This is a genomic window from Agromyces ramosus (genome assembly GCF_030817175.1).
GTDB classification, from domain to species: domain Bacteria; phylum Actinomycetota; class Actinomycetes; order Actinomycetales; family Microbacteriaceae; genus Agromyces; species Agromyces ramosus_A.
This window is the reverse complement of the sequence record NZ_JAUSYY010000001.1, coordinates 545,157-568,919: the sequence shown is the minus strand read 5'-3', so window position 1 is coordinate 568,919 and position 23,763 is coordinate 545,157. Positions and strand designations below refer to the sequence as shown.

At 70.8% G+C, this 23,763-nt stretch carries 24 protein-coding genes, 1 pseudogene and 1 riboswitch; of the genes and pseudogenes, 20 read left to right on the top strand and 5 right to left on the bottom strand.

Features of this window, described 5'->3' with window-relative positions:
* The gene (locus tag QFZ26_RS02725; RefSeq protein ID WP_307039016.1) at window positions 1–936 is read left to right on the top strand and encodes an ABC transporter ATP-binding protein; all 936 of its coding nucleotides are present in this window, start codon (window positions 1–3) and stop codon (window positions 934–936) included.
* Entirely contained in the window at window positions 933–1,775 is an 843-nt protein-coding gene (locus QFZ26_RS02720) for an ABC transporter permease (protein ID WP_307039014.1), read from the top strand. Before QFZ26_RS02725 ends, QFZ26_RS02720 begins: the two co-directional genes overlap by 4 nt.
* 40 nt (window positions 1,776–1,815) lie before the next feature.
* Here QFZ26_RS02720 and QFZ26_RS02715 read toward each other — a convergent pair whose 3' ends face one another.
* From QFZ26_RS02715 to QFZ26_RS02705, 3 genes are all read right to left on the bottom strand, one after another.
* Entirely contained in the window at window positions 1,816–2,307 is a 492-nt protein-coding gene (locus QFZ26_RS02715) for a CoA-binding protein (RefSeq protein ID WP_373460746.1), read from the bottom strand.
* Window positions 2,308–2,438: 131 nt separating this feature from the next.
* Window positions 2,439–3,734: an O-acetylhomoserine aminocarboxypropyltransferase/cysteine synthase family protein gene (locus QFZ26_RS02710; RefSeq protein WP_307039010.1), complete on the bottom strand. Its 1,296-nt coding sequence runs from the start codon at window positions 3,732–3,734 to the stop codon at window positions 2,439–2,441.
* A 66-nt stretch (window positions 3,735–3,800) separates the two neighbouring features.
* Window positions 3,801–4,361 (bottom strand): cysteine hydrolase family protein, encoded by a 561-nt coding sequence (locus QFZ26_RS02705; RefSeq protein ID WP_307039008.1) that lies wholly within the window; start codon window positions 4,359–4,361, stop codon window positions 3,801–3,803.
* Between the two features lie 132 nt (window positions 4,362–4,493).
* Between QFZ26_RS02705 and QFZ26_RS02700 the strand changes: the two genes are divergently transcribed.
* From QFZ26_RS02700 to QFZ26_RS02670, 7 genes and pseudogenes are all read left to right on the top strand, one after another.
* Window positions 4,494–4,796: an antibiotic biosynthesis monooxygenase family protein gene (locus tag QFZ26_RS02700; RefSeq protein WP_307039006.1), complete on the top strand. Its 303-nt coding sequence runs from the start codon at window positions 4,494–4,496 to the stop codon at window positions 4,794–4,796.
* A 10-nt stretch (window positions 4,797–4,806) separates the two neighbouring features.
* The gene (locus QFZ26_RS02695; RefSeq protein WP_307039003.1) at window positions 4,807–5,970 is read left to right on the top strand and encodes an FAD-dependent oxidoreductase; all 1,164 of its coding nucleotides are present in this window, start codon (window positions 4,807–4,809) and stop codon (window positions 5,968–5,970) included.
* Between the two features lie 70 nt (window positions 5,971–6,040).
* A riboswitch (guanidine-III (ykkC-III) riboswitch) is annotated at window positions 6,041–6,106 on the top strand.
* Between the two features lie 13 nt (window positions 6,107–6,119).
* Window positions 6,120–6,444 (top strand): annotated as a pseudogene (locus tag QFZ26_RS02690) (DMT family transporter).
* A 108-nt stretch (window positions 6,445–6,552) separates the two neighbouring features.
* Window positions 6,553–6,984 carry a hypothetical protein gene (locus QFZ26_RS02685; RefSeq protein ID WP_307039001.1) on the top strand — a complete coding sequence of 144 codons (432 nt, stop codon included), beginning with the start codon at window positions 6,553–6,555 and terminating at the stop codon, window positions 6,982–6,984.
* On the top strand, window positions 6,981–7,220 hold the full coding sequence (locus QFZ26_RS02680; RefSeq protein ID WP_373460745.1) for a helix-turn-helix transcriptional regulator: 240 nt from the start codon (window positions 6,981–6,983) through the stop codon (window positions 7,218–7,220). The genes QFZ26_RS02685 and QFZ26_RS02680 overlap by 4 nt, the downstream gene beginning before the upstream one ends.
* The gene (locus tag QFZ26_RS02675; protein ID WP_307038997.1) at window positions 7,217–8,236 is read left to right on the top strand and encodes an NAD(P)-dependent alcohol dehydrogenase; all 1,020 of its coding nucleotides are present in this window, start codon (window positions 7,217–7,219) and stop codon (window positions 8,234–8,236) included. The genes QFZ26_RS02680 and QFZ26_RS02675 overlap by 4 nt, the downstream gene beginning before the upstream one ends.
* Window positions 8,233–9,201 carry an NAD(P)-dependent alcohol dehydrogenase gene (locus QFZ26_RS02670; RefSeq protein WP_307038995.1) on the top strand — a complete coding sequence of 323 codons (969 nt, stop codon included), beginning with the start codon at window positions 8,233–8,235 and terminating at the stop codon, window positions 9,199–9,201. Before QFZ26_RS02675 ends, QFZ26_RS02670 begins: the two co-directional genes overlap by 4 nt.
* A 19-nt stretch (window positions 9,202–9,220) precedes the next feature.
* On the opposite strand, the gene QFZ26_RS02665 is transcribed toward QFZ26_RS02670, so the two are convergent.
* Both QFZ26_RS02665 and QFZ26_RS02660 read right to left on the bottom strand, forming a co-directional pair.
* Window positions 9,221–10,204 (bottom strand): YeiH family protein, encoded by a 984-nt coding sequence (locus QFZ26_RS02665; RefSeq protein ID WP_307044897.1) that lies wholly within the window; start codon window positions 10,202–10,204, stop codon window positions 9,221–9,223.
* Entirely contained in the window at window positions 10,204–11,877 is a 1,674-nt protein-coding gene (locus QFZ26_RS02660) for a dolichyl-phosphate-mannose--protein mannosyltransferase (RefSeq protein WP_307038992.1), read from the bottom strand. Before QFZ26_RS02660 ends, QFZ26_RS02665 begins: the two co-directional genes overlap by 1 nt.
* A gap of 80 nt (window positions 11,878–11,957) precedes the next feature.
* On the opposite strand from QFZ26_RS02660, the gene rsmI reads away from it, so the two are divergent.
* The 11 genes from rsmI (at window position 11,958) to QFZ26_RS02605 (ending at window position 23,730) form a co-directional block, all read left to right on the top strand.
* Window positions 11,958–12,782, top strand: coding sequence for a 16S rRNA (cytidine(1402)-2'-O)-methyltransferase (gene rsmI, locus QFZ26_RS02655; protein WP_307038990.1), 825 nt, complete (start codon window positions 11,958–11,960; stop codon window positions 12,780–12,782).
* A 100-nt stretch (window positions 12,783–12,882) separates the two neighbouring features.
* The gene (locus tag QFZ26_RS02650; RefSeq protein ID WP_307038988.1) at window positions 12,883–14,025 is read left to right on the top strand and encodes an NADP-dependent oxidoreductase; all 1,143 of its coding nucleotides are present in this window, start codon (window positions 12,883–12,885) and stop codon (window positions 14,023–14,025) included.
* Between the two features lie 41 nt (window positions 14,026–14,066).
* Complete coding sequence (gene metG, locus QFZ26_RS02645; protein ID WP_307038986.1) at window positions 14,067–15,626, top strand: methionine--tRNA ligase; 1,560 nt, start codon at window positions 14,067–14,069, stop codon at window positions 15,624–15,626.
* A gap of 7 nt (window positions 15,627–15,633) precedes the next feature.
* The gene (locus tag QFZ26_RS02640) at window positions 15,634–16,554 is read left to right on the top strand and encodes a TatD family hydrolase (protein ID WP_307038984.1); all 921 of its coding nucleotides are present in this window, start codon (window positions 15,634–15,636) and stop codon (window positions 16,552–16,554) included.
* Window positions 16,551–17,432 (top strand): 16S rRNA (adenine(1518)-N(6)/adenine(1519)-N(6))-dimethyltransferase RsmA, encoded by an 882-nt coding sequence (gene rsmA / locus QFZ26_RS02635; RefSeq protein ID WP_307038982.1) that lies wholly within the window; start codon window positions 16,551–16,553, stop codon window positions 17,430–17,432. Before QFZ26_RS02640 ends, rsmA begins: the two co-directional genes overlap by 4 nt.
* A 3-nt stretch (window positions 17,433–17,435) precedes the next feature.
* Window positions 17,436–17,972, top strand: coding sequence for a hypothetical protein (locus tag QFZ26_RS02630; RefSeq protein WP_307038980.1), 537 nt, complete (start codon window positions 17,436–17,438; stop codon window positions 17,970–17,972).
* 9 nt (window positions 17,973–17,981) lie between these two features.
* Window positions 17,982–18,914 (top strand): 4-(cytidine 5'-diphospho)-2-C-methyl-D-erythritol kinase, encoded by a 933-nt coding sequence (locus QFZ26_RS02625; protein ID WP_307038978.1) that lies wholly within the window; start codon window positions 17,982–17,984, stop codon window positions 18,912–18,914.
* A 58-nt stretch (window positions 18,915–18,972) separates the two neighbouring features.
* A complete protein-coding gene (locus QFZ26_RS02620; protein ID WP_307038976.1) occupies window positions 18,973–20,817 on the top strand; it encodes an ABC-F family ATP-binding cassette domain-containing protein in 1,845 nt (614 codons plus the stop codon).
* A 214-nt stretch (window positions 20,818–21,031) separates the two neighbouring features.
* Complete coding sequence (locus QFZ26_RS02615; protein ID WP_307038974.1) at window positions 21,032–21,931, top strand: MetQ/NlpA family ABC transporter substrate-binding protein; 900 nt, start codon at window positions 21,032–21,034, stop codon at window positions 21,929–21,931.
* A 111-nt stretch (window positions 21,932–22,042) separates the two neighbouring features.
* Complete coding sequence (locus QFZ26_RS02610; protein ID WP_307038972.1) at window positions 22,043–23,071, top strand: methionine ABC transporter ATP-binding protein; 1,029 nt, start codon at window positions 22,043–22,045, stop codon at window positions 23,069–23,071.
* Window positions 23,071–23,730, top strand: coding sequence for a methionine ABC transporter permease (locus tag QFZ26_RS02605; RefSeq protein ID WP_307038970.1), 660 nt, complete (start codon window positions 23,071–23,073; stop codon window positions 23,728–23,730). The genes QFZ26_RS02610 and QFZ26_RS02605 overlap by 1 nt, the downstream gene beginning before the upstream one ends.
* The last annotated feature ends 33 nt before the right edge of the window (window positions 23,731–23,763 follow it).

The window sequence follows — 23,763 nt, the reverse complement described above, 5'->3', positions numbered from 1 at the left end:
ATGACGACGACGACGAACGAGCGGGACGTGATCGAGGTCGAGGGACTTCGCATGCGCTACGGGTCGACCGACGTGCTGCACGACGTGTCCTTCGGTGTGCGCCGAGGCGGGGTGCTCGCCCTCCTCGGCCCGAACGGCGCCGGAAAGACCAGCACGATCGAGGTGCTCGAGGGGTTCCGGATGCGATCCGCCGGGCGAGTCGACGTGCTGGGTGTCGACCCGGCCCGGGGCGACGAACAGTGGCGGGCTCGAATCGGCATCGTGCTGCAGTCCTGGCGTGATCACGCCAAGTGGCGGGTGCGGGAGCTGCTCGCCTACCAGGGTTCGCTGTACGCCGCCTATTCCGTTCCCTCGATCCCGCGACCCTGGATGGTCGACGATCTCCTGGCCGCCGTCGGGCTGACCGGGCAAGCCGAGCGGCCCGTGGGCAAGCTCTCCGGGGGGCAGCGGCGCCGACTCGACGTCGCCATCGGCCTCGTCGGCCGGCCCGACCTCGTGTTCCTCGACGAGCCGACGACGGGGCTCGACCCGAAGGCACGACGAGACTTCCACGGCCTGGTGCGGCAGATCTCCCACGAACTCGGCGCGACGATCGTCATCACGACGCACGATCTCGACGAGGCGGAGCACCTCGCCGACCGCATCCTCATCCTCGTCGGCGGGCGGATCATCGCCGACGGCACCTCCGAGCAGCTCGCACGGCAGATCGTCGGCCACGACGAGGTCCGCTGGGTTCAGGACGGAGCGCACCACACTCGCTCGGTCGCCGACTCCACCGCGTTCGTGCGCGAGCTGCTCAGGCGAGACGAGTCGGGCGTCAGCGAGCTCGACATCCGGCGTGCCTCACTCGAGGAGACCTACCTGACACTCGTGCGTGAGGCGGAGCTCGCCGGCACGGCGCCGCTGGAGACCGAACTGGAGGGTGCATCCCGATGACGCTCGCAACCTCCACCCTCCGCGCCGGCCTGCGTCGAGGCCGCATCGAGCTCCGCCAGGCATTCAGCGGAGCAGCACTGGTCGGCCAACTGCTCTGGCCGATCGCCACGCTCGTGGCCGTGTTCTTCCTCCGCGACCGTGACCTCGGGGGAGGGTTCAGCCTGGGCAGCGTCATGCTGCCGGGAGTGCTCGGCATGTTCGTGGCACTCGGGATGCTCCTCGTCGTGCAGCAGCTCGCCGCCGATCGTGAAGACGGCACGCTCCTGCGCGCGAAGGCGACCCCCGACGGGATTCCGGCCTACCTCGTCGGGAAGCTCGTGCAGATCTCGGCGACGGTGCTCGTGTACCTCGCGATCCTCATCATCCCCGGCGCCCTCCTCGTCGGAGGCCTGACCCTCGACAGCTGGCGCTCATGGCTCACTTTCGCGTGGGTGCTCCTGCTCGGGCTGGTCGCGACCCAGACCATCGGTGCGATGCTCGGGTCGCTCGTCTCCGGCCAGCGGGCAGCGGGCCACCTGTCGCTTCCGATCATCGGCCTGATCGCGATCTCGGGCATCTTCGCCCCCATCACCGCCTTGCCGGTGTGGCTGCAGGGCATCGCCCAGGCCTTCCCGATCTACTGGCTCGGCCTCGGCATGCGCTCGGCGTTCCTTCCCGATGACGCCGCGGTCATCGAGATCGGGGAGTCATGGCGCCAATTGGAGACCGTGGCGGTGCTCGGCGCCTGGGCGGTCGCCGGGCTCGTGCTCGCCCCGATCGTGCTGCGCCGCATGGCGCGCCGGGAGTCGGGATCGAGTGTTGCGAAGCGACGGGACCGGGCGCTGCGTCGAGTCGGATAGGCCTCGCCGGCGAGGCCGGAGCACGCCGGCCCGGCTCGCGTCAGCGCAGCGTCTTGCGGCTCGTGATCTGGCCGGTGTCGAATCCGAGCAGGTGCAGGCCACCGTGGAAGCGCGCGTGCTCCACCTTGATGCAGCGGTCCATCACGACGGTGAGGCCCTTCGCCTCGCCGTCGTAGGCGGCGTCCTGATTCCAGATGCCGAGCTGCACCCAGATGGTCTTCGCGCCGACCGCGACGACGTCGTCGACCACGCTCGGGATGTCGCTGCCGCGGCGGAACACCACGACGATGTCGGGCACCTCCGGCAGCGCTGCGAGGTTCGGGTAGGCCGGCTGCCCGAGGATCTCCGTCGCGTTCGGGTTCACGAAGTACAGGCGGTAGTCGCTCGACTGCTGCAGGTACGTGCCGACGAAGAAGCTCGACCGGGCGGGGTTCGGCGATGCCCCGACGATCGCGACGGACTTGGCGGCGCGGAGGATCGCGAGGCGCTGCTTCGCGTCGGGGCCGACCCAGGTGCGCTGCGAGTGCAACAGCTTCGCGAGCGGCGAGTTCGCGGGCAGCTCGCACGAGAGGCCGTTGACGAGGCGCACGGTCTCGAGGTCGGCGGATGCCTCGGCATGCGTCACCTCGCCCGAAGCGGCGGTCGTGGCATCCGTCACCGTGGTCATCGTGCTCCTCCAGTCGCGGCCGTGAGGGCCTGGTCGAGATCGTCGATGATGTCCTCAACATCTTCGATGCCGACCGAGAGGCGCACAACCCCCGGCAGGACGCCGGCGTCGACGAGCTGTTGCTCGCTGAGCTGCGCGTGCGTCGTCGAGGCGGGGTGGATGATGAGGGTCTTCGCGTCGCCGATGTTCGCGAGATGGCTCGCGAGGTTGACCGATTCGATGAGCTTCTGGCCGACCGCGCGGCCGCCCTTCACCTCGAAGCTGAACACCGAGCCGGGACCCTTCGGCAGGTACTTCTGCGCACGCTCGTGATGCGGGTGCTCGGGCAGGCCGGCCCAGAAGACCCGCTCGATGCGCGAGTCGGCGACGAGCCACTCGGCCACGGCGCGCGCGTTGTCGATGTGCGCCTGGATGCGATACGGCAGCGTCTCGACCCCCTGCGCGAGGAGGAACGCCGAGTGCGGCGCGAGGCTCGGGCCGATGTCGCGCAGTTGCTCGGCACGGAGCCGCGTGAGGAATGCGTACTCGCCGAAGTTGCCCGACCACTCGAGGCCGCCGTAGCTCGGCACGGGCTGGCCGAAGAGGGGGAACTTGTCGGAGTGCCAGTGGAAGCGGCCCGATTCGACGACGACGCCGCCGAGGGTCGTGCCGTGACCGCCGAGGAACTTCGTCGCCGAGTGCGTGACGATGTCGGCGCCCCACTCGATCGGCCGGTTGAGGTACGGCGTGGGGATCGTGGAGTCGACGATGAACGGGATGCCGTGCGCGTGGGCGACGTCGGCGAGCGCCTCGAGGTCGGCGATCTCACCCGACGGGTTCGCGATCGTCTCGACGAACAGCGCCTTCGTGCGGTCGGTGATCGCGGCGGCGTAGTCGTCGGCGTCGGAGCTCGACACGAAGGTGGTCTCGATGCCGAAACGGCGCAGCGTGACATCCAGCTGGGTGATCGAACCGCCATAGAGGTTCGCCGACGCGACGATGTGGTCGCCGGTGCCGGCGAGGCTCGCGAAGGTGATGTACTGCGCGCTCAGGCCGCTCGCGGTCGCGACGGCCCCGAGGCCGCCCTCGAGGCTCGCGACGCGCTCCTCGAAGCTCGCCACGGTGGGGTTCGCGAGCCGGGAGTAGATGTTGCCGTACTTCTGCAGTGCGAAGCGGGCTGCGGCGTCGGCGGTGTCGTCGAACACGAACGCGCTCGTCTGGTAGATCGGCAGCGCGCGGGCGCCCGTGACCTGGTCGGGGATGTTGCCCGCATGGATGGCGCGGGTCTTGAAGCCGTATTCGCGGTCTGCCATGCGGTTCACGCTAGCCGTGGGCGGGGCGCTCGACCTCGGATCCCGTAACGGAGAGCAACGCGAGCCTCATGGACGCAGCACGTCGTCGGTCGTCGTGACCTCGGCGAATCCGCCGCCGGCGAGGTTCACCGCGGTGGCACGGGCGAGTTCGTCGGCGGTGAGGTGCAGGCCGCCCGGAGCGTCGAGGTCGAAGGTGTGCGTGGCGTCGAGCGGCACGGTCACGTCATAGCCGAGATTGCCCGCCATGCGCGCGGTCGTCTCGACGCACATGTTCGTCTGGATGCCGCAGATCACGAGCTGACGGATGCCCCGGGCCTCGAGCCATCCGTGCAGGTCGGGTTCGCCGTAGAACGCCGAGTTCACCTGCTTCGTGACGAGGAGGTCGTGCGGGACCCCGGCCACGACGTCCTTCAGCGCGTTGCCCGCAGAACCGGCCGCGAGCGGCGAACCGGGGGAGGCGGAGTCGTGGCGCACGAGCACGATCGGCCGCGCGGCATCCGCCCATGCCGTGGTCAGCCGCGCGATGTTGGACTCGGCATCTGGAGTGTTGCGGGCGCCCCACACGGGGTCGTCGAAGCCTTGCTGCACGTCGATCACGATGAGGGCTGCGGTGTCGTCGAAGGGCATGCTCCATCGTGCCTCGCGCGATGACGGCGCGCGGTGAAAACCGGCCGATCTGACCGGATGCGCACGAAAACCGGCAGAGACGCCGTGTCCGGGGCGGCCGCGGCCTGATTCCGCGCACAGTACGGTGAGACGGTGATTCTCGAACATGCGATCCTGCCCGTCATCCCCGGCCGCGAGGCCGACTTCGAGTCGGCGTTCGCCGAGGCGGCGCCCATCATCGCCGGAATGCCGGGCTTCCTCGACCTGCGGCTGTCGCGTTCGATCGAGACGCCGAACGAGTACCTGCTCCTCGTGCAGTGGCAGAGCGTCGAGGCGCACGAGGTCGGCTTCCGCGGCTCACCCGAATACGGTCGCTGGCGGGAGCTCCTGCACGGCTTCTACGAGCCGTTCCCGGTCGTCGAGCACTTCGCCGAGGTGCTCGCAGCCCGCGTCTAGGCTGAATCCCATGGTGACGCGAGTCGAGACGATCGTGGTGGGCGGCGGCGCCATGGGGGCCGCGACGGCATGGCAGCTGGCCCGTCGGGGTGGCGAGGTCGCGCTCCTCGAGCGCTGGCAGCCGGGTCACCGCATGGGCGCCTCGCACGGCGCCTCGCGCAACTTCAACGTCGCCTACGCCGACCCGACCTACGTGCGCATGCTCGTCGAGGCGTTGCCGCTCTGGCGCGAGCTCGAGGCCGAGAGCGGCGCCGCCCTCCTCGATCTCGTCGGCGTGGCGAACCACGGGCCGCGCGGCGCCTTCGACGGCGTGCGGGCCGCGCTCGCCGAGGCGGGCATCCCGGCCGTCTTCCTGGGCGTCGACGAGGCGGGCGAGCGCTGGCCGGGCATCCGCTTCGACACCCGGGTCCTCTTCAACGAGCAGGCCGGACGGGTGAACGCGGATGCCACGGTGCGGGCGCTGCACGAGTCAGCCGCCGCTGCCGGTGCCGACGTTCGGCACGGCACCCGGGCCACGCGCATCGACGTGGTCGACGACGGCATCGTGCACGTGGCATCCGTCACCGACGCCGGCGTCACCGAGGTGTTCGAGGCCCGCACGGCCGTCGTCACGCTCGGTGCCTGGACCACGAAGCTGCTCACGGGCGTCTCGTTGCCGAGGCTCGTGGTCACGCAGGAGCAGCCCGCGCACTTCGCCGTGCGCGACGACTCGGTGGTATGGCCGAGCTTCAACCACTTCCCGGGCGCGGGCGACGGCTACGACTACTGGCGGTCGCCCGTGTACGGCATGCTCACGCCGGGCGAGGGCGTCAAGGCGGGCTGGCACGGAGTCGGGCCCGTCGTCGACCCCGATCTGCGCGACTTCGCGCCGGTGCCCGACCAGCTCGCCGCCCTGCAGCGCTACGCCCGCGACTGGTTGCCGGGCGTCGACGCCGAGGTCGTGACGCCGATCAGCTGCACGTACACGACGACGCCCGACGAGCATTTCGTGCTCGACCGCATCGGCCCGGTCGTCGTCGGCGCCGGGTTCTCGGGACACGGCTTCAAGTTCGTGCCGGTCGTCGGCCGAATCCTCGCCGACCTGGCCGACGGCTCCGGCCCGGCGCCCGCGCTCTTCGCCGCCGACCGCGCGATCGCGGAGCGGTCGGCTTCGCCGACGGGGCTCGCCGGCTGACGAGCGGCACCGGCCCCGCACCGCCGCCGCCGCTGCACAGGACGTGCACAGCCCTGATCGCTAGGCTCGAACCAGGCCGCCGACCCGCGGCCCCGGACGAGGGATCAGTACCCGGAACGCGACAAGACTGGCCACGGGAGTGAACAGTCATGGCATGGGTCATCCTCATCGCCTCGGGCGTGCTCGAAGCCGTCTGGGCCACCGCGCTCGGCAAGTCCGAGGGCTTCACGAAGCTCTGGCCGTCGGTCGTCTTCTTCGGCGCGCTCGCGCTCTCGATGGGCGGGCTCGCCTGGGCGATGCGCGACATCTCGATCGGGACCGCCTACGCGGTCTGGGTCGGCATCGGCGCGGCGCTCACGGTGATCTGGGCGATGATCACGGGAGACACGGATGTCTCGTGGGTGAAGCTCGCCCTCCTCGCGGGGCTCGTCGGCTGCGTGGTCGGCCCTGAAGCTCGTCGACGGCAGCCACTAGCGCGGACGCTCGAGCAACCTACGTGTCAAAAATGCTTGACGCGATGTCTAGAATCCTTTACATTGATCGATGTCAGGTTTTCTTTACATCGATCCAACAGGAGCGGGCATGTCATACGAAGAGAAGGGCACGTGGGTCTACCTCGTGGTCTCGGTGACCGGGTACGCGGTCTACGTGTTCCTCGTGCTCCCGCAGCTGTTGAGCGGCACCGCGGTCGACGAGATCGACTACGTGCCCGCCGTGCTCTGGACGATCGGCGGCGCGATCGTCGCGGCGATCGTGCTCCGAATCCTCGTCGAGATCGTGGCCCCGAGCGGCAGCACCCGTGGTGACGTGCGTGACAAGGAGATCGACCGGCTCGGCGAGCGCGTCGGCAACGCCTTCCTCGTGATCGGCGCCCTCGGCGCGCTCGTGCTCGCGTTGTTCGAGGGCGGGTACTTCTGGATCGCGAACGTGATCTACCTCGGGTTCGTGCTCTCCGCGATCCTCGCGAGCGTCACGAAGGTGATCGTCTACCGCAAGGGCGTGCCGACGTGGTGAAGCCGCCGACCCGGGTCACGAACGACATCCGGGCGCTGCGCTTCCGGCACGGCGAGATGACCCAGGCCGAGCTCGCCGAGGCACTCGGCGTCACCCGCCAGACGGTCATCGCCATCGAGCAGGGCCGCTACTCGCCATCGCTCGAGATGGCCTTCCAGATCGCCCGCGTCTTCCGAGTGCCGCTCGACGACGTGTTCCAGTACCCCGCATCAGGCTCAGAGGAGTCCGCATCATGAGAACCGCAGTCCACGAACGATACGGCGCACCCGACGTGGTACGCATCACGGATGCCGATGACCCGGTGGTCGGCGAGCACGAGGTGCTCGTGCGCGTCGAGGCGACCGTCGTCGGCGCCTCCGACAGCGCGGGCCGCAGCGGCACGCCGCGCTTCGCGCGCCTCTTCTTCGGGCTCACGAAGCCGAAGCATCCGGTGCTCGGCTCCGATTTCGCGGGGCTCGTCGAACGCGTCGGTGCGCGAGTGGGCCGATTCGCTCCCGGCGACCGCGTGTTCGGCACGGTGGCGCCGTCGACCGGCGCGCACGCTGAGCTCCTGAAGATCGCCGAAGACGGACCGATCGTCCACGTGCCCGAGCAACTCGATCAGGCCGGAGCGGCGGCGATCGTCGACGGCTTCCTCACGGCCCTGCCGTTCCTCCGCGACGTCGCGAAGGTGCGCCCCGGCCAGGTCGTGCTCGTGAACGGGGCATCCGGCACCGTCGGCTCGGCCGCCGTGCAGCTCGCGAAGCACTTCGGGGCGACCGTCGTCGGGGTGTGCAGCGGCGCGAACGAGCCGCTCGTGCACTCGCTCGGCGCCGATCGCCTGATCGACTACACCCGCGACGACTTCACCGATGCGCGAGGCACCTATGACGTCATCTTCGACGCCGTCGGCAAGCGCTCGTTCGGCGCCTGTCGCGCCGCCCTCACCGACCGGGGCATCTACCTCACGACGGTGCCGTCGGGTGCGATCCTGCTCCAGGCGCCGTTCACGCGGTGGCTCAGCCGGGGCCGGCGGGCGGCGATCACCTTCACCGGGCTTCGCAGCGCGCAGGCGAAGGCCGCCGATCTCGCGCTCCTCGTCGAACTCGTCGAACGGGGCGCACTCGTGCCCGTGATCGACATGGTCGTGCCCTTCGACGACATCGTCGAAGCGCACCGGCGCGTCGACACCGGGCACAAGGCGGGCAGCGTCGTCGTGGCGATGACCGCGGTTCGCGAGCAGGCAGCAGCGCGCGGCGAGGCCGCATCATGAGGGCCATCGTGCAGCACCGCTACGGCGGGCCCGAGGTGCTGTCGCTCGCCGAGGTCGAGACGCCCGTGCCGGGCGACGACGAGGTGCTCATCCGAGTGCGCGCGGTCGCCGTCAGCGCAGGCGACGCGCTCATCATGCGCGGCGAGCCCCGTGCAGTGCGCCTCGCCTTCGGGCTGCGGCGGCCGAAGCAGCCGACGATCGGCCGGGATGTCGCGGGCGAGGTCGCGGCGGTGGGGTCGCGAGTCACCCGATTCCGTATCGGTGACCCGGTCTACGCCGAGTCCGAGCAGGGCGCCTACGCCGAGCTCGTCGCGGTGCAGCAGGACTTCGTCGCACGGCGACCCGGCGCCGTCGACGTCGTGCACGCCGCAGCCGTGCCGGTGTCGGGCACGACCGCGCTCCAAGGACTGAGGCTGGCCGGCGTGCAGCCCGGACAACATGTGCTCGTCAACGGCGCCTCGGGCGGGGTCGGCGGATTCGCGGTGCAGCTCGCGAAGGCCATGGGCGCCGAGGTCACGGGCGTCTGTCGCACCGCCAAGGTCGACCACGTGCGTGCGCTCGGCGCCGATCACGTCATCGACCACACCGCCGAGGACTTCACCGCGGGCGGCCCCCGCTTCGACGTGATCTTCGACTCCGTGGTCGATCATCCGCTCGCGCGACTGCGCGGTTCGCTCACGAAGCACGGCACGCTCGTGCTCTCGTCCGGCACGGGAGGAAGGATCTTCGGGCCGTTCGGGCGGATCATCCGCGCCACCGCGATCTCGCCGTTCGTGTCGCAGCGACTGCGCCCGCTCGCCGCGCGGCGCAGCGGCGACGACCTCGCCGAGCTGGCCCGCCGCATCGACGCGGGCGAGATCACGCCCGTCGTCGATGAGGTGTTCCCGCTCGAGCAGGCGGCCGACGCACTCACCCGCTTCGAGTCGGGCGTCGTGCGCGGCAAGGTCGTGCTGACGGTCGGCTGAGCCGGGTCCAGCCGGCAGGTCAGCCCAACAGCACCGCACCGTAGGCGAGCACCGCGATGAGCGCCCACGAGGTGAGTCCCACCACGAGGGCGCGCCATCCGGTGCTGGCGAGCTCGGCGAACCGGATCGACGCGCCGAGCGCGAAGAGCGCCATCGCGAGCAGGGCGGTCTGCAGCCAGTCGGCGCCGACGAGCAGCCATTCGGGCAGCGGCACGAGGCTGTTGAGCACCACGGCGGCGAGGAAGCCGGCCACGAAGAGCGGCACGATCGCGGGGCGGGGGCTCGTGGCATCCGTCGCCCGCCGCCGTTCGACGGCCACGGTGATCGCGACCATCGGGGCGAGCATGAGCACCCGGGTGAGCTTCACGACGACCGCGACGGCGAGCGCCGTGGTGCCGGCGATCTGTGCGGTGGCGATGACCTGGCCAACGTCATGGACGCCCGCACCGACCCAGTGCCCGAACCCGGTGGCGGAGAGGCCGAGCGGATGCCACAGCGCGGGCAGCACCGCGATGGCGATCGTGCCGCACAGGGTCACGAGCGCGACGGGCACCGCCTGCTCCTCGTCGCGCGCGCGGACCGCGGCGCCCATCGCGCCGATCGCCGAGGCGCCGCAGATCGAGAAGCCGCTCGCGACGAGGATCGGCTGGTGCCCCCGCAGGCCGAACGCACGGCCGAGGCCGATCGTGCCGACGAACGTGAGCACGACGACGCCGATCGTCGTGACGATCGACACCCAGCCGAGCTCGGCGATGTCGACGAGGCTCAGCTTCAGGCCGAGCAGCACGATGCCGATGCGCAGCAGCTGCCGCGACGCGACCCGCAGCCCGGGCGCGAGGCTGCCCGTGAGCGCAGTGCGGAGCGCCGGGACCTGGCCGACCACGATGCCGAGGGCCACGGCGGCGGTCAGCAGCGGCACGAGCGGCACCGCGAGGTGCGCGAGCCACGCCACGAGGGCCGCGCATGCCGCGAGGAGGAGTCCCGGCATCCGACCGGCGAACATCACGCCGCCCAGCTCGGCAGCCAGAAGTGCAATTGGCGGAAGAGCGGCGTGACCGGCATCCCGATCCAGATCGGATAGAAGAACGCCGAGACGACGAGCACGGCGCCGAGGAAGATGCCGACGGTCGCGAGCCCGCGCTTGCGTCGCCACGTGGGGTCGTCGCGGCGCCCGAGGATCAACCCGATCACGAAGACGAGCGCGAGCACCGTGTAGGGCTCGAAGGCGATCGAGTAGAACTGGAAGACCGTGCGGCTCAGGTACATGAGCCACGGCAGGTAGCCGGCCGCGATGCCGAGCAGGATCGCACCGACCTGCCACTCGCGGTAGCGCACGAGCCGGTAGACGAGGTACACGGATGCCACGGCCGCCGCCCACCAGATGAGCGGGTTGCCCACCTCGATGATCGACGACCAGCAGGTGTCGGCGCCGCATCCGCCCGACTGGTCGTCGAAGTACATGTTCGTCGGGCGGATCATGAGGAGCCACTCGAGCGGGTTCGACTGCCACGGGTGCGGGCTGTGCACCCCGACGTGGTAGCCGTAGGCGGACACGTGGTAATGCCAGAGGCTCTGCAGCGAGGTCGGCACCCAGGCGAGCCATCCGGTCGCCGCGTTGCCGGCCTCCTCGGCCCAGTGCCGGTAATAGCCGCCGTCGGTGACGAGCCACCCCGTCCAGGACGCGAGGTAGACGACGGCCGCGATCGGCACGAGCAGCACGAACGTGATGGGCCCCTGCTTGAGCAGCGCACCGCTGATCCAGAACGGCACGCCGGCTCGTCGCCGCGCGAGCGCGTCGACCACCACAAGGTAGATGCCGAACGCGGCGAGGAAGTAGACGCCCGACCACTTCACGGCGCACGCGGCGCCGAGCGCGAGCCCGGCGGCGAACACCCACGGGCGGTCCCACAGCGCGGGCCCGGCGTACGACTCCCGGCCGAACGCACGCGCCTCGTCGAATCGGGCCTCGAGCATGCGGCGCGATCGGTCGCGGTCGAGCAGCACGAACCAGAACGCGAGCAGCGTGAAGAGCATCAGCCAGTTGTCGAGCAAGGCCACCCGCGACATCACGATGGCGTTGCCGTCGACGGCGAAGAGCAGCCCGGCGATCACCGCGAGGATCGTCGAGGCGAAGAGGCGGCGCGCGACGAACGTCATGACGAGCACGGCGATCGTGCCGGCGAGGGCGGTGGTGGCACGCCACCAGAACGCGTCGCCCGCTCCGAACGCCATCATGCCGAGCGAGATCAGCCACTTGCCGAGCGGCGGATGCACCACGTACGACGGGTCGTCGCTGAAGATGTCGGTGTCGCCGCTCGCGAAGTCGGCATCGGCGCCCTCGGGCCATGACGACTCGTAGCCGTTCTGGAACAGCGTCCAGGCGTCTTTCACGTAGTAGGTCTCGTCGAACACGACGGCCTGCGGATGCCCGAGGTTCCAGAACCGGAGCACGGCGGCGACCACTGTGACGAGCAGCGGACCGCCCCAGTACCAGAACGCGCGGCGACGCGGCGTGGAGAGCAGGCGCCCCCACCAGTCGTCGAGCCTCGTGCCGCGCGGCTGCTCGTGCGGCGGCAGCTCGTGTGCCACGCCGTCGTGCACGACCGGGCGGTCTTGGAGATCGGATGCCGCCGTCGCACCCTCGCGCGTCTCGGCGGCGCCCGGCTCCACTCCCATGCGCCCACCCTAAGCTCAAACGCCACTCGGCGACTCCGCGCACGAGCGGCGCTCGGGCGGGCCGGTGACAGACTGAGTGCATGATCATCCTCGCGGCGACGCCCATCGGCAACCTCGGCGACGCCTCGACGAGGCTCCGTGAGGCGCTGCAGAACGCGACGATCGTCGCCTCCGAAGACACCCGGGTCACTCAGCGGCTGCTCGCGGGTCTCGGCATCGCGAACCGCCCGCGCCTCATCGCACTGCACGAGCACAACGAACGCCAGAAAGCGGCCGAGCTCGTCGAGCTCGCGCGGGAGACCGACCTGCTCGTGCTCAGCGATGCCGGCATGCCCACGGTGTCCGACCCGGGCTTCCCGCTCGTCGCGGCCGCCGCGGCCGGCGGCGTCGAGGTCACGGTGATCCCGGGGCCCTCGGCCGTCGTCACCGCGCTCGCCGTCTCCGGCCTGCCGACCGACCGGTTCGCGTTCGAGGGGTTCCTGCCGCGCAAGGCGGGGGAGCGCAGCCGTCGCCTCGCCGAGCTCGCCGGAGACCGGCGTACGCTCGTGTTCTTCGAGGGGCCGTCGCGGCTCGCCGCGAGCCTCACGGCGCTCGCAGAGGCGTTCGGCACCGACCGGCCGGCGGCGGTCTGCCGCGAGCTCACGAAGCTGCACGAGGAGGTGCGGCGCGGCGGCCTCGGCGAGCTCGCCGAGTGGGCGGCCGGCGGCGTGCGCGGTGAGATCTGCATCGTCGTCGGCGGGGCGGCCGAGCAGCAGGCCGATGCCGCGACCTCGCTCGAGCGGGTGCTCGCGCTCGCGGGATCCGGAACCCGCCTGAAAGACGCCGTGGCGCTCGTTGCCGGGGAGAGCGGCCTCCCGAAGCGTGAGCTCTACGAGGCTGCGCTCGCGGCCCGCAAGGGCGCGTGAGGCGAGGCCGGCCCGCGCGCGACACGCCACGTCCAGCCCGGCACTGTCGCTCCCGGACGCGGAGGCGGAGAATGGGACCACCGCACAGTGGAGGTGCGACATGGCTCACGCAGTCCGATTCTCCAGGTTCGGCGGCCCCGAGGTGCTCGAGGTCGTCGAGGTCCCGACGCCCGATCCAGGCGAGGGCGAAGTGCTCGTCGAGGTGTTCGCCTGCGGGCTGAACCCCGTCGAGAGCGCGATCCGGCGAGGCGAGCATCCCGATCGATGGCCGGTGCAGTTCCCGTCGCCGCAGGGGCGCGACCTCGCGGGCGTCGTCCTCGCGACCGGGCCGGGTGTCGTCGGGTTCGCGCGGGGCGATGAGGTGATGGGCTACGTCGACCGCGGCGCACAGGCCACTCACGTGGTCGTGCCCGAACGCCAGCTCCTGCCGAAGCCTCCGGCCTTGTCGTGGGAGGTGGCCGGCTCCCTCTACGTCGCCGGCACCACTGCCTGGAACGCCGTCGAGGGACTCGGGCTCGGCCCGAACGACACCGTCGTCGTCACGGCGGCGGCCGGGGGCATCGGATGCCTCGCCGCCCAGTTCGCCCGCTCGCGCGGCGCGACCGTGGTCGGCACGAGCGCGCCGATGCGCTTCGACTTCCTCCGCCAGTTCGGGGTGCTCCCGACCGGGTACGGCCCGGCGCTCGCCGAGCGGGTCCGCGAGCTCGCGCACGGCCCGGTCACCGCGTTCCTCGACTTCCTCGGCGGCGAGGTGCACGAGGCCGTGGCACTCGGCGTGCCGGCGTCGCGCACGCTGACGCTCGTCGACTGGGAGGCGGTCGATCAACGCGGTGCCGTGAAGCTCTACGCGGGCGATGTCGTGGCCCTCGGCCGCGTCGCCGCGCTCGCCGCCGCTCGTCGGGTCCGGCTGCCGATCGCCGACGTGTTCCCCCTCGACGACGTGGTCGAGGCCTACCGTGCCCTCGACCGCCGCGAGGCGCCCGGCAAGATCGTGCTCGGATTCCGCATCGTCGGATACGCCGGCCAGCGCGTGCAGGAGCCCGCGATCAAGGAGCAGGACGTCACGCTCGGCGTGCCCACGCCGCACGCGCACCTCGACGCCGAGGAGGCGGTCCCGTCGGCCATCGGCGACGGCAGCGTGCGCCGCCGGCACCGCGAGGAACGCGCGGAACGCGCACGCAGGGCGGAGGCGGAGACCGAAGGGGCGACCGCTGAACCGGACCCCGCACTCGACGACGTGTAACCCGGCCGAAGGCGCATGCGCTCGCCCATAGGATTGAGCGCATGGCCGACGGCTCCTCGTTCTATGTCACCACGCCCATTTTCTATGTGAATGACGTGCCGCACATCGGCCACGCCTACACGGAGGTGGCCGCCGACGTCCTCGCGCGCTGGCACCGCCAGGCGGGCGACGACACGTGGATGCTCACGGGCACCGACGAGCACGGCCAGAAGATCCTGCGCACGGCGACCGCCAACGGCGTGACGCCGAAGGAGTGGGCCGACAAGCTCGTCGCCGAGGCGTGGGTGCCGCTGCTCGAGACGGTCGACATCGCGAACGACGACTTCATCCGCACGACCGACGAGCGGCACGAGCGCAACGTGCAGAAGTTCCTGCAGAAGCTCTACGACGACGGTCACATCTACACCGGCGAGTACGAGGGCTACTACTGCGTCGGCTGCGAAGAGTACAAGCAGCAGTCCGAGCTCGTGCCGGGCACCGGCGACTACGAGGGCCAGCTCGTCTGCGCGATCCACTCGAAGCCCGTCGAGCTGCTGAATGAGAAGAACTACTTCTTCCGCATGTCCGCCTTCGCCGACCAGCTCCTCGCCCTCTATGCGGAGCGTCCCGACTTCGTGCAGCCCGAGTCGGCGCGCAACGAGGCGGTCTCGTTCGTGAAGTCGGGCCTCGCCGACCTCTCGATCTCGCGCTCCACGTTCGACTGGGGCGTGAAGGTGCCGTGGGACGAGACGCACGTCGTCTACGTCTGGTTCGATGCGCTGCTGAACTACATCACCGCGGCGGGCTACGGTCAAGACGAGGCGGAGTTCGCCCGTCGTTGGCCCGCGCAGCACATCATCGGCAAGGACATCCTGCGCTTCCACGCGGTCATCTGGCCGGCCATGCTCATCGCGGCGGGCCTCGAGGTGCCCAAGGGCGTCTTCGGGCACGGCTGGCTCCTCGTCGGCGGCGAGAAGATGTCGAAGTCGAAGCTCACCGGCATCGCCCCCGAGCAGATCACCGAGACCTTCGGGTCCGACGCGTTCCGCTACTACTTCCTGCGCGCCATCGCGTTCGGCCAAGACGGCTCGTTCTCGTGGGAAGACCTGGCGGCTCGATACCAGGCCGAGCTCGCCAACGGCTTCGGCAACCTCGCCTCCCGGGTCATCGCCATGGTCACGCGCTACTGCGACGGCGTGGTTCCGACCGGCGGTGCGCCGACGGTCGCCGATCTCGAGATCGGCTCGGTCGAGCGGCGTGCGACGGATGCCTCGTGGGAGGCCATCGGCCGAACCGCGATCCACGAGGCGATCGGCGCCGCGTGGGAGCTCGTCGACGCGCTCAACGGCTACCTCACCATCGAGGAGCCGTGGACCCTCGCGAAGGATCCGGCCAAGCGCGAACGGCTCGAGACCGTGCTCGCCACGGCCTACCACGGCCTCGGCACGCTCGCCGTGCTGCTCTCGCCGGTGCTGCCGAAGGCGACAGCGAAGCTCTGGACCGCGCTCGGCGCTCCCGGCACCGTGCAGGAGCAGCGCATCGATCGCGCCCACGACTGGGCGACCGGCGAACGGGTCGCGCCGCTCGAGGCGTTGTTCCCGCGCGTCGAGATCACCGAGTGAGCCCCGAGTGACCGGACCCACCCCCGATCACCTCCGCACCCGTGCCGACGGCGGCCGTGCCGTCGAGTACCCGCCGCTGCCCGAACCGCTTCCGGTCGGCGTCTACGACAACCACACGCACCTCGAGATCGCCGACGGCGCGCTGCCGCTCGACGTGCACGAGCACCTCGAGCGCGCGGCATCCGTCGGCGTGGTCGGCGCCGTGCAGGTGGGCACGGATGTCGCGACGAGCCGCTGGTCGGCCGAGGTCGCCGAACGCGAGCCGCGGCTCCTCGCGGCGGTGGCGCTGCACCCCAACGAGGCGCCCCGGCTCGAGGCATCCGGAACCCTCGACGAGGCGCTCGCCGTGATCGACGAGCTCGCGGCCCGGCCGCGCGTGCGCGCCATCGGCGAGACCGGACTCGATTTCTTCCGCACCGGCGACGACGGCCGCGGCGCCCAGTTCCGCGCCTTCGAGGCGCACCTCGACATCGCGAAGCGGCACGGGCTCGCGCTGCAGATCCACGACCGCGACGCCCACGACGAGGTCGTCGAGACGCTCCGGCGCGTGGGTGCGCCGGAGCGCACGGTGTTCCACTGCTTCTCCGGCGGCGCGGACCTCGCACGGCTCGCCGCCGACGAGGGCTGGTACCTCTCGTTCGCCGGCAACGTCACGTTCAAGAACGCCGAGAACCTCCGTGCGGCGTTGCGGGTCGCGCCGCGCGACCGCATCCTCGTCGAGACGGATGCCCCGTACCTCACGCCCGCACCCCTGCGAGGGCGCCCGAACGCGCCCTACCTCGTGCCGCACACCGCCCGATTCATGGCCGAGGCGCTCGGAACCGACCTCGACGACTTCTGCTCGCAGCTCGCGTCGAACACGGTTCGGGTGTACGGCTCGTGGCAAGATGAGCCCGTGCTGCCGATCCATCAGCAGGGCACGGCGTGAACGCCCACCGGCATGAGGCCGAGGGTGGTGCCGCCGCGCCACGCCTGCTCGGGCCGGCCGAGATCCGCGACCTCGCCGAGCTCCTCGACGTGACGCCCACCAAGAAGCTCGGCCAGAACTTCGTGCACGACGGCAACACGGTGCGGCGCATCGTGCACGTCGCCGGAGTGCAGCCCGGAGAGACGGTGCTCGAGATCGGGCCCGGCCTCGGCTCGCTGACACTCGGGCTGCTCGAGGCCGGGGCATCCGTCATCGCCGTCGAGATCGACCACCGCCTCGCCGAGCAGCTGCCGCACACGGTCGCGGTCATGCAGCCGGGCACGCCCATCACGGTGGTGCGGGCCGACGCCCTGCAGGTGACCGAGCTGCCCGGAGCGCCCACGCGGCTCGTGGCGAACCTGCCGTACAACGTCTCGGTGCCGGTGCTGCTGCACCTGCTCGAGCATTTCCCGTCGCTCGCGTCGGGCATCGTGATGGTGCAGGCCGAGGTCGGGCACCGCCTCGCAGCCGACCCGGGCTCGAAGGTCTACGGCGCCCCGAGCGTGAAGGCGGCGTGGTACGGGCGCTGGCGCACGGCCGGCCAGGTGTCGCGCATGGTGTTCTGGCCGGTGCCGAACGTCGACTCGGTGCTCGTCGGCTTCGAGCGTGCCGTTCCGCCCGGAACCGAGCAGGAGCGTCGCGCGACGTTCGCCATCGTCGACGCGGCGTTCCAGCAGCGCCGCAAGATGCTCCGCCAGGCGCTCTCGGGCGTGCTCGGCGGATCCGCGGCCGCCGCCTCCGAGGTGCTCACCCGTGCCGGGGTCGACCCCGAGACCCGCGGCGAGCAACTCCGCGTCGGCGACTTCCTCGCCATCGCACGTGCAGCGGCGGTAGCGTGAACCATGGCGAAGCCCGTGGGGAGCAGCGCAGAGGGCGTCGGCGACGACGCCGTACGTGAGGCCACGGGTCGCTCGCGCGACGAGTGGTTCGGCATCCTCGACGCTGCAGGGGCCGCGACCTGGAAGCACCAGGCGATCGCGCGATGGCTCGTCAGCGACCAGGGCGTCGACCCGTGGTGGTCGCAGGGGGTCACCGTCGCCTACGAGCAGGCGCGCGGCATCCGGCGGCCCGGGCAACGTCAAGACGGCACGTACGAGGCGAGCGTCACGCGCACGGTCGGGCTCGAGAAGCAGGCGGCACTTCGGGCACTGGCCGCGGTCGTCGGCCGCGAGCTGGGCGTCGAGCCGCTGGCCCTGAACCTCGAGGCGAAGCATCCGACCGCGCGCTTCCCACTCGACGGCGAGTTCGTGCTCGCGTCGGCGACCGACCGTGACGGCGGCAGGTCGTCGATCGGGCTCACCTGGGGCAAGCTGCCCGACGACTCGCGCCTGGCCGAGGTGAAGACGCAGATGCGCGACTGGCTGCGAGCAGTCGGTTAACGTGGAAGCATGACGATCGCCGCGACCGACGAGGCAGTGCACGTTCGGGCGCCCGGCAAGGTCAACCTCTTCATGCGCGTGGGCTCCGTGCAGGCCGACGGCTACCACGATGTCGCGACCGCCTACCAGGCCGTCTCGCTCTACGAAGACGTGCGGGCCTGGCCCGACGACGAGTTCAGCGTGGGCTTCGGCGGCAGCATCGACACCTCGGGGCTCCCGGTTGACAGCTCGAACCTCGCCATCAAGGCGGCGAAGCTCCTCGCGCGCACGGCCGGCGTGCCGGGCGGTGTGCGTCTCGAGATCGAGAAGCACGTGCCGATCGCGGGTGGCATGGGCGGCGGGTCGGCGGATGCCGCGGCCACCCTTGTCGCGTGCGACGCGCTCTGGGGCACGGCGCTCTCCAAGGAGGAGCTGCACGCGCTCGCCGCGAAGCTCGGCGCCGACGTGCCGTTCGCCCTGTCGGGCGGCACGGCCATCGGCACCGGCCGGGGCGACCGGTTGAGCCCCGCCCTCGCGACCGGGTCGTTCCACTGGGTGCTCGCGGTCGCGGAGTTCGGCCTCTCGACGCCCGGCGTGTACCGGGAGCTCGACCGGCGCCGTGAAGAACGGCTCGCGTTCGCGCCCGCCGAGCGATCGCCCGTCGTCGACTCGGCGGTGCTGCAGGCGCTTCGCGCCGGCGACCCGCGGCTCCTCTCCGGAGCGCTGCACAACGACCTGCAGGCGGCTGCGCTCGGACTCGCACCCGGCCTCGGCGGCATCCTCGAACTCGGCGAGGCGCACGGCGCGCTCGCCGGAATCGTCTCGGGCTCGGGTCCGACGGTCGCGTTCCTCGTCGACGACGCCGAGTCGGCGATCGAGCTGCAGGTCGCCCTCTCCGCGGCGCGCCTGAACGTCGTGCACGTGCACGGTCCGGTGCACGGCGCGCGCATCATGCACGGCTAGGCCGCCCCGACTGCGACCGGGTCGCCTCCCAGCCCGCGGCGGCTAGGCTCGTCAGGACATGGCACACCTCCTCGGCGCCGAGCGCCTGCACCTCGAGTTCCCGACGCGCACCGTCTTCGACGAGGTCACCCTCGGCATCGACGAGGGCGATCGCATCGGTGTCGTCGGACGCAACGGCGACGGCAAGTCGACGCTGCTGAAGCTGCTCTCGGGTCGCATCGAGCCCGACGGCGGACGGGTGACGCTGCGCCGGGGCATCCGCATCGGCATGCTCGACCAGGCCGACGTCGTCGACCCGGGCAAGACCGTGGCCGAGTCGGTCGTGGGCGGCATCGAGGAGCACGTGTGGGCGGGCGACGCGCGGGTTCGCGACGTCATCGCGGGCCTGCTCGCAGATGTCCCGTGGCACGCGCAGATCGCGAGCCTCTCGGGCGGGCAGCGCCGCCGCGTCGGACTCGCCGCCCTGCTCGTCGGCGACTGGGACGTGGTGCTCCTCGACGAGCCCACGAACCACCTCGACGTCGAGGGCATCGCCTGGCTCGCGGGCCACCTGAAGGCCCGGTGGGCGCAGAACTCGGGCGCCCTGGTGGTCGTGACCCACGACCGGTGGTTCCTCGACGAGGTCTGCACGAACACGTGGGAGGTGCACGACGGCATCGTCGAGCCATTCGAGGGCGGGTACGCGGCCTACGTGCTGCAGCGGGTCGAACGCGACCGCATGGCCGCGGCATCCGAGTCGAAGCGCCAGAACCTCATGCGCAAGGAGCTCGCGTGGCTGCGCCGCGGCGCCCCTGCACGCACCTCGAAGCCGAAGTTCCGCATCGAGGCGGCGAACCAGCTCATCGAGAACGAGCCGCCGCTGCGAAACCCCGTCGAGCTCAACCGGCTCGCGGTGTCTCGACTCGGCAAGGACGTCGTCGACCTCCTCGACGTGTCGGTCGTCTACCCGGTGGCGGATGCCCCGGCCGATGCCCCAGCGACCCGCACGGTGCTGCACGAGCTCGAGTGGCGCATCGCGCCGGGGGAGCGGACCGGCATCCTCGGGGTGAACGGCGCGGGCAAGTCGACGCTGCTCGGCCTCGTCACGGGCGCCGTGCAGCCGACCACCGGGCGCGTCAAGCGCGGCAAGACGGTGCGCATCGCGACGCTCAGCCAGGAGCTCGCCGAGCTCACCGAGTACTCGGAGCAGCGCGTGAGCGCCGTCGTCGCCGAGCAGCGCACCTCCTACCAGGTGGGCGACAAGGAGATGACGCCGGGGCAGCTGCTCGAGCGCCTCGGCTTCACGACGGCCCAGCTCTCGACGCCCGTGAAGAACCTCTCGGGCGGGCAGAAGCGACGCCTGCAGCTGCTCCTCATCCTGCTCGCCGAGCCCAACGTGCTGATCCTCGACGAGCCCACGAACGACCTCGACACCGACATGCTCGCCGCCATCGAAGACCTCCTCGACTCCTGGCCCGGCACCCTGCTCGTCGTCTCGCACGACCGCTACCTGATCGAGCGCGTCACCGACCGCCAGTTCGCGATCCTCGACGGGCACCTGCGCGACCTGCCGCGCGGCGTCGACCAGTACCTCGAGCTCCGGAAGGCGGGCGTCGAGACGGCCGCGGCGGTGCCGACCCCCGGCGCGGGCGCATCGACCGGCGCCGCGATGCACGCCTCGGCCGCCGCCCCGGCGCTCGCCGGGGCGGAGCGCCGAACCGCCGAGAAGGAGCTCTCCTCGATCGACCGCCGGCTCGAGAAGCTCGCCGCCGAGATCGCCCGGCTCCACGAGAAGCTCGCCGTGCACGACCAGGGCGACTACGTGGGGCTCGCCGTGCTCGGCGACGAACTCGGGCGGCTCGAGACCTCGGTCGCCGAGCTCGAGACCCGGTGGCTCGAGGTGTCGGAGTCACTCGAAGGCTGAGCCGTCGAAGCATCCCTCACAGTCGCTGCATCGCGACGCAGGAACTGTGACGCGACATGACCACGTGGTCAAGGCCCCGAAGATCCTTCGTCTAGCGTGGAATTGCGCCCGCGCTCGCGGCATCGAAGCCCCCACCGTTACCAACCGTGGCGGAGCCATGCCTGCTCCACGCCATCAGCACCTGATCGCGGCGCATTCACGCGAAAGGGAGAACATGTCACACCGTACGAAGCTCATCGCCGCACTGGCCGCAGTCCCGCTCATCGCCGGCCTCGCCGCATGCGCGAGCCCCGCAGCGGGCGAGGGCGGCGATTCCGCGAACGACGTCGTGAAGATCGGCGTCGTCGGAGCGGGCGACCCGCAGTGGGCCGCGTTCGAGGCGGCGGCCGCCGACGAGGGCATCACGATCGAGGTCGTCGACTTCGCCGACTACGCCCAGCCCAACCCCGCGACGAGCGAGGGCGAGCTCGACCTCAACCAGTTCCAGCACATCGTGTACCTCGCCGACTACAACGTGTCGAGCGGTGAGGACCTCACGCCCATCGGGTCCACCGCGATCTACCCGCTCGGCCTCTACTCGACGAAGTACGACTCGGTGAAGGACATCCCAAAGGGCGAGACCGTGGCGGTGCCGAACGACGCGTCGAACCAGGCCCGTGCACTCCTCGTACTGCAGTCGGCCGGGCTCATCGAGCTGAAGAGCGGCGGCACGATCTTCTCCGACCTCGCCGACATCGACGAGTCCGCATCGAAGGTCAAGGTCACCGCGCTCGAGGCGTCGCTCACGCCGACGTCGCTCCCCGACGTCGCCGCCGCGGTCATCAACAACGACTTCGTCGAGGACGCCGGCCTGAGCTTCCAGGACGCGATCGCGCAGGACGACCCGAGCGACCCGAACGCGCTGCCCTACGTCAACATCTTCGCCGCCCGCGCCGAAGACAAGGACGACGAGACCTACCTGAAGCTCGTCGAGATCTTCCAGACCGACTCCGATGTGCAGGCCGCCCTCGTCGAGGCTTCGGGCAACACCGCGGTGCCGGTGCAGACGCCCGTCGCCGACCTCGTCGACTCGCTCACCAAGGTCGAGTCCGACACGAAGGCCGCCAAGGGCTGATCGCCGACCGCTGACCGCTGATCGCCTCGGCGATCGATCACTCGCCGCACGGGCGGCGGACGCCGGCTTCGGCGCCCGCCGCCCTGCACGGCGTGTGGGAGGAGAGGACACATGGCGCTCGTCGCCCTCCGGAACGTCACGAAGACCTACCCGGCACCCGGTGCGTCGGGTGACCCCATCATCGCGATCGACGACGTGACCCTCGAGGTCGAGGCCGGTGACGTCTACGGCATCATCGGCTACTCGGGCGCCGGCAAGTCCACGCTCGTGCGGCTCGTGAACGCACTCGAGCCCGCGACGTCGGGCAGCATCGAGGTCGACGGTCGCGAGATCACGACGATGCCCGAACGCGAGCTCCGGGCCATCCGTCTCGGCATCGGGATGATCTTCCAGCAGTTCAACCTGTTCAACTCGAAGACGGTCTGGGCGAACATCGCGTACCCGCTCACGGTCGCCGGCGCCTCGAAGGCCGAGATCGCCGCGCGCGTGACCGAACTGCTCGACTTCGTCGGGCTCGCCGACAAGGCGAAGAGCTACCCCGACCAGCTCTCGGGCGGTCAGAAGCAGCGCGTCGGCATCGCCCGGGCCCTCGCCACCTCGCCGCGGCTGCTGCTGGCCGACGAAGCGACGAGCGCCCTCGACCCCGACACGACGCAGGAGGTCCTCGCGCTCCTGAAGCGCGTGAATCGCGAGTTCGGCGTGACGATCATCGTCATCACCCACGAGATGGACGTCATCCAATCGATCGCCACGAAGGTCGCCGTCATGGACGGCGGCCGGGTCATCGAGCACGGCGACGTCTTCGAGGTGTTCTCCGACCCGCAGAACCCGTCATCGCAGCGATTCGTCGCGACCGTGGTGAAGGGCGTCCCCTCGCCGGCCGAGCTCGACGTGCTGCGCGAGCGCCACGAGGGCCGCATCGTCACGATCTCGTTCCGCGACGGGGACGCGTCACAGGCATCCGTCTTCCTCGAGCTCGCGAATGCCGGGCTCGAGTTCGAGCTCGTCTACGGCGGCATCAACGACATCCAGGGCCGGGCGTTCGGCCACCTCACCCTGGCGATCAGGGGGTCGGATGCCGCGATCGAGCGGGCGCTCGCCACGATCGCCGCCCGCGTCGACGTGACGGAGGTGCCGTGATGGATCGCCTGTTCGAGCTGCAGGGCGAATTCTGGGTCGCCGCCGTCGAGACGCTCTACATGGTGGCGCTCACGCTCCTGATCGGCGGATTCGCCGGGCTCCTGCTCGGCATCGCGCTCTACACGACGCGACCGGGGTCGCTGCTGTCGAACCGTGTGGTGTTCAACGTGCTGAACGTCGTCATCAACTTCTTCCGCCCGATCCCGTTCATCATCTTCATCGCGGCGGTGCAGCCGTTCTCGCGGTTCGTGATCGGCACGGGCATCGGCAACAACGCCCTGATCTTCGCGCTCTCGCTCGCCGCGTCGTTCGCGATCGGACGCATCGTCGAGCAGAACCTGCTGACCGTCTCGCCGGGCGTGATCGAGGCGGCGCGGTCGATGGGTGCGTCGCCGCTGCGCATCCTCCGCACCGTCGTGATCCCCGAGGCGCTCGGGCCGCTCATCCTCGGCTACACCTTCGTGCTCGTCGCGATCATCGACATGACCGCGGTCGCGGGCGTCATCGGCGGCGGCGGCCTCGGCACGTTCGCGCAGGTCTACGGCTACCGGCAGTTCGAGCCCGTGGTGACGTGGGCCGCGGTGGTGCTGATCGTGGTGTTCGTGCAGGTCGCGCAGTTCTTCGGCAACTGGCTGGCGCGCAAGGTGATGCGGCGCTGACGGACGGGGGTGCTCGCCCTGACGTCGCCGCGC

Excerpts from the sequence above, each read along its gene's own strand:
- QFZ26_RS02615 (WP_307038974.1), top strand. The coding sequence starts at position 21,032 with ATGTCACACCGTACGAAGCTCATCGCCGCACTGGCCGCAGTCCCGCTC.
- QFZ26_RS02660 (WP_307038992.1), bottom strand. The coding sequence starts at position 11,877 with ATGGGAGTGGAGCCGGGCGCCGCCGAGACGCGCGAGGGTGCGACGGCG.
- QFZ26_RS02630 (WP_307038980.1), top strand. The coding sequence starts at position 17,436 with ATGGCGAAGCCCGTGGGGAGCAGCGCAGAGGGCGTCGGCGACGACGCC.
- QFZ26_RS02675 (WP_307038997.1), top strand. The coding sequence starts at position 7,217 with ATGAGAACCGCAGTCCACGAACGATACGGCGCACCCGACGTGGTACGC.
- QFZ26_RS02670 (WP_307038995.1), top strand. The coding sequence starts at position 8,233 with ATGAGGGCCATCGTGCAGCACCGCTACGGCGGGCCCGAGGTGCTGTCG.
- QFZ26_RS02620 (WP_307038976.1), top strand. The coding sequence starts at position 18,973 with ATGGCACACCTCCTCGGCGCCGAGCGCCTGCACCTCGAGTTCCCGACG.
- rsmI (WP_307038990.1), top strand. The coding sequence starts at position 11,958 with ATGATCATCCTCGCGGCGACGCCCATCGGCAACCTCGGCGACGCCTCG.
- QFZ26_RS02725 (WP_307039016.1), top strand. The coding sequence starts at position 1 with ATGACGACGACGACGAACGAGCGGGACGTGATCGAGGTCGAGGGACTT.
- QFZ26_RS02650 (WP_307038988.1), top strand. The coding sequence starts at position 12,883 with ATGGCTCACGCAGTCCGATTCTCCAGGTTCGGCGGCCCCGAGGTGCTC.
- QFZ26_RS02720 (WP_307039014.1), top strand. The coding sequence starts at position 933 with ATGACGCTCGCAACCTCCACCCTCCGCGCCGGCCTGCGTCGAGGCCGC.
- metG (WP_307038986.1), top strand. The coding sequence starts at position 14,067 with ATGGCCGACGGCTCCTCGTTCTATGTCACCACGCCCATTTTCTATGTG.
- QFZ26_RS02695 (WP_307039003.1), top strand. The coding sequence starts at position 4,807 with ATGGTGACGCGAGTCGAGACGATCGTGGTGGGCGGCGGCGCCATGGGG.
- QFZ26_RS02685 (WP_307039001.1), top strand. The coding sequence starts at position 6,553 with ATGTCATACGAAGAGAAGGGCACGTGGGTCTACCTCGTGGTCTCGGTG.
- QFZ26_RS02705 (WP_307039008.1), bottom strand. The coding sequence starts at position 4,361 with ATGCCCTTCGACGACACCGCAGCCCTCATCGTGATCGACGTGCAGCAA.
- QFZ26_RS02710 (WP_307039010.1), bottom strand. The coding sequence starts at position 3,734 with ATGGCAGACCGCGAATACGGCTTCAAGACCCGCGCCATCCATGCGGGC.
- QFZ26_RS02625 (WP_307038978.1), top strand. The coding sequence starts at position 17,982 with ATGACGATCGCCGCGACCGACGAGGCAGTGCACGTTCGGGCGCCCGGC.
- QFZ26_RS02605 (WP_307038970.1), top strand. The coding sequence starts at position 23,071 with ATGGATCGCCTGTTCGAGCTGCAGGGCGAATTCTGGGTCGCCGCCGTC.
- QFZ26_RS02665 (WP_307044897.1), bottom strand. The coding sequence starts at position 10,204 with ATGTTCGCCGGTCGGATGCCGGGACTCCTCCTCGCGGCATGCGCGGCC.
- QFZ26_RS02610 (WP_307038972.1), top strand. The coding sequence starts at position 22,043 with ATGGCGCTCGTCGCCCTCCGGAACGTCACGAAGACCTACCCGGCACCC.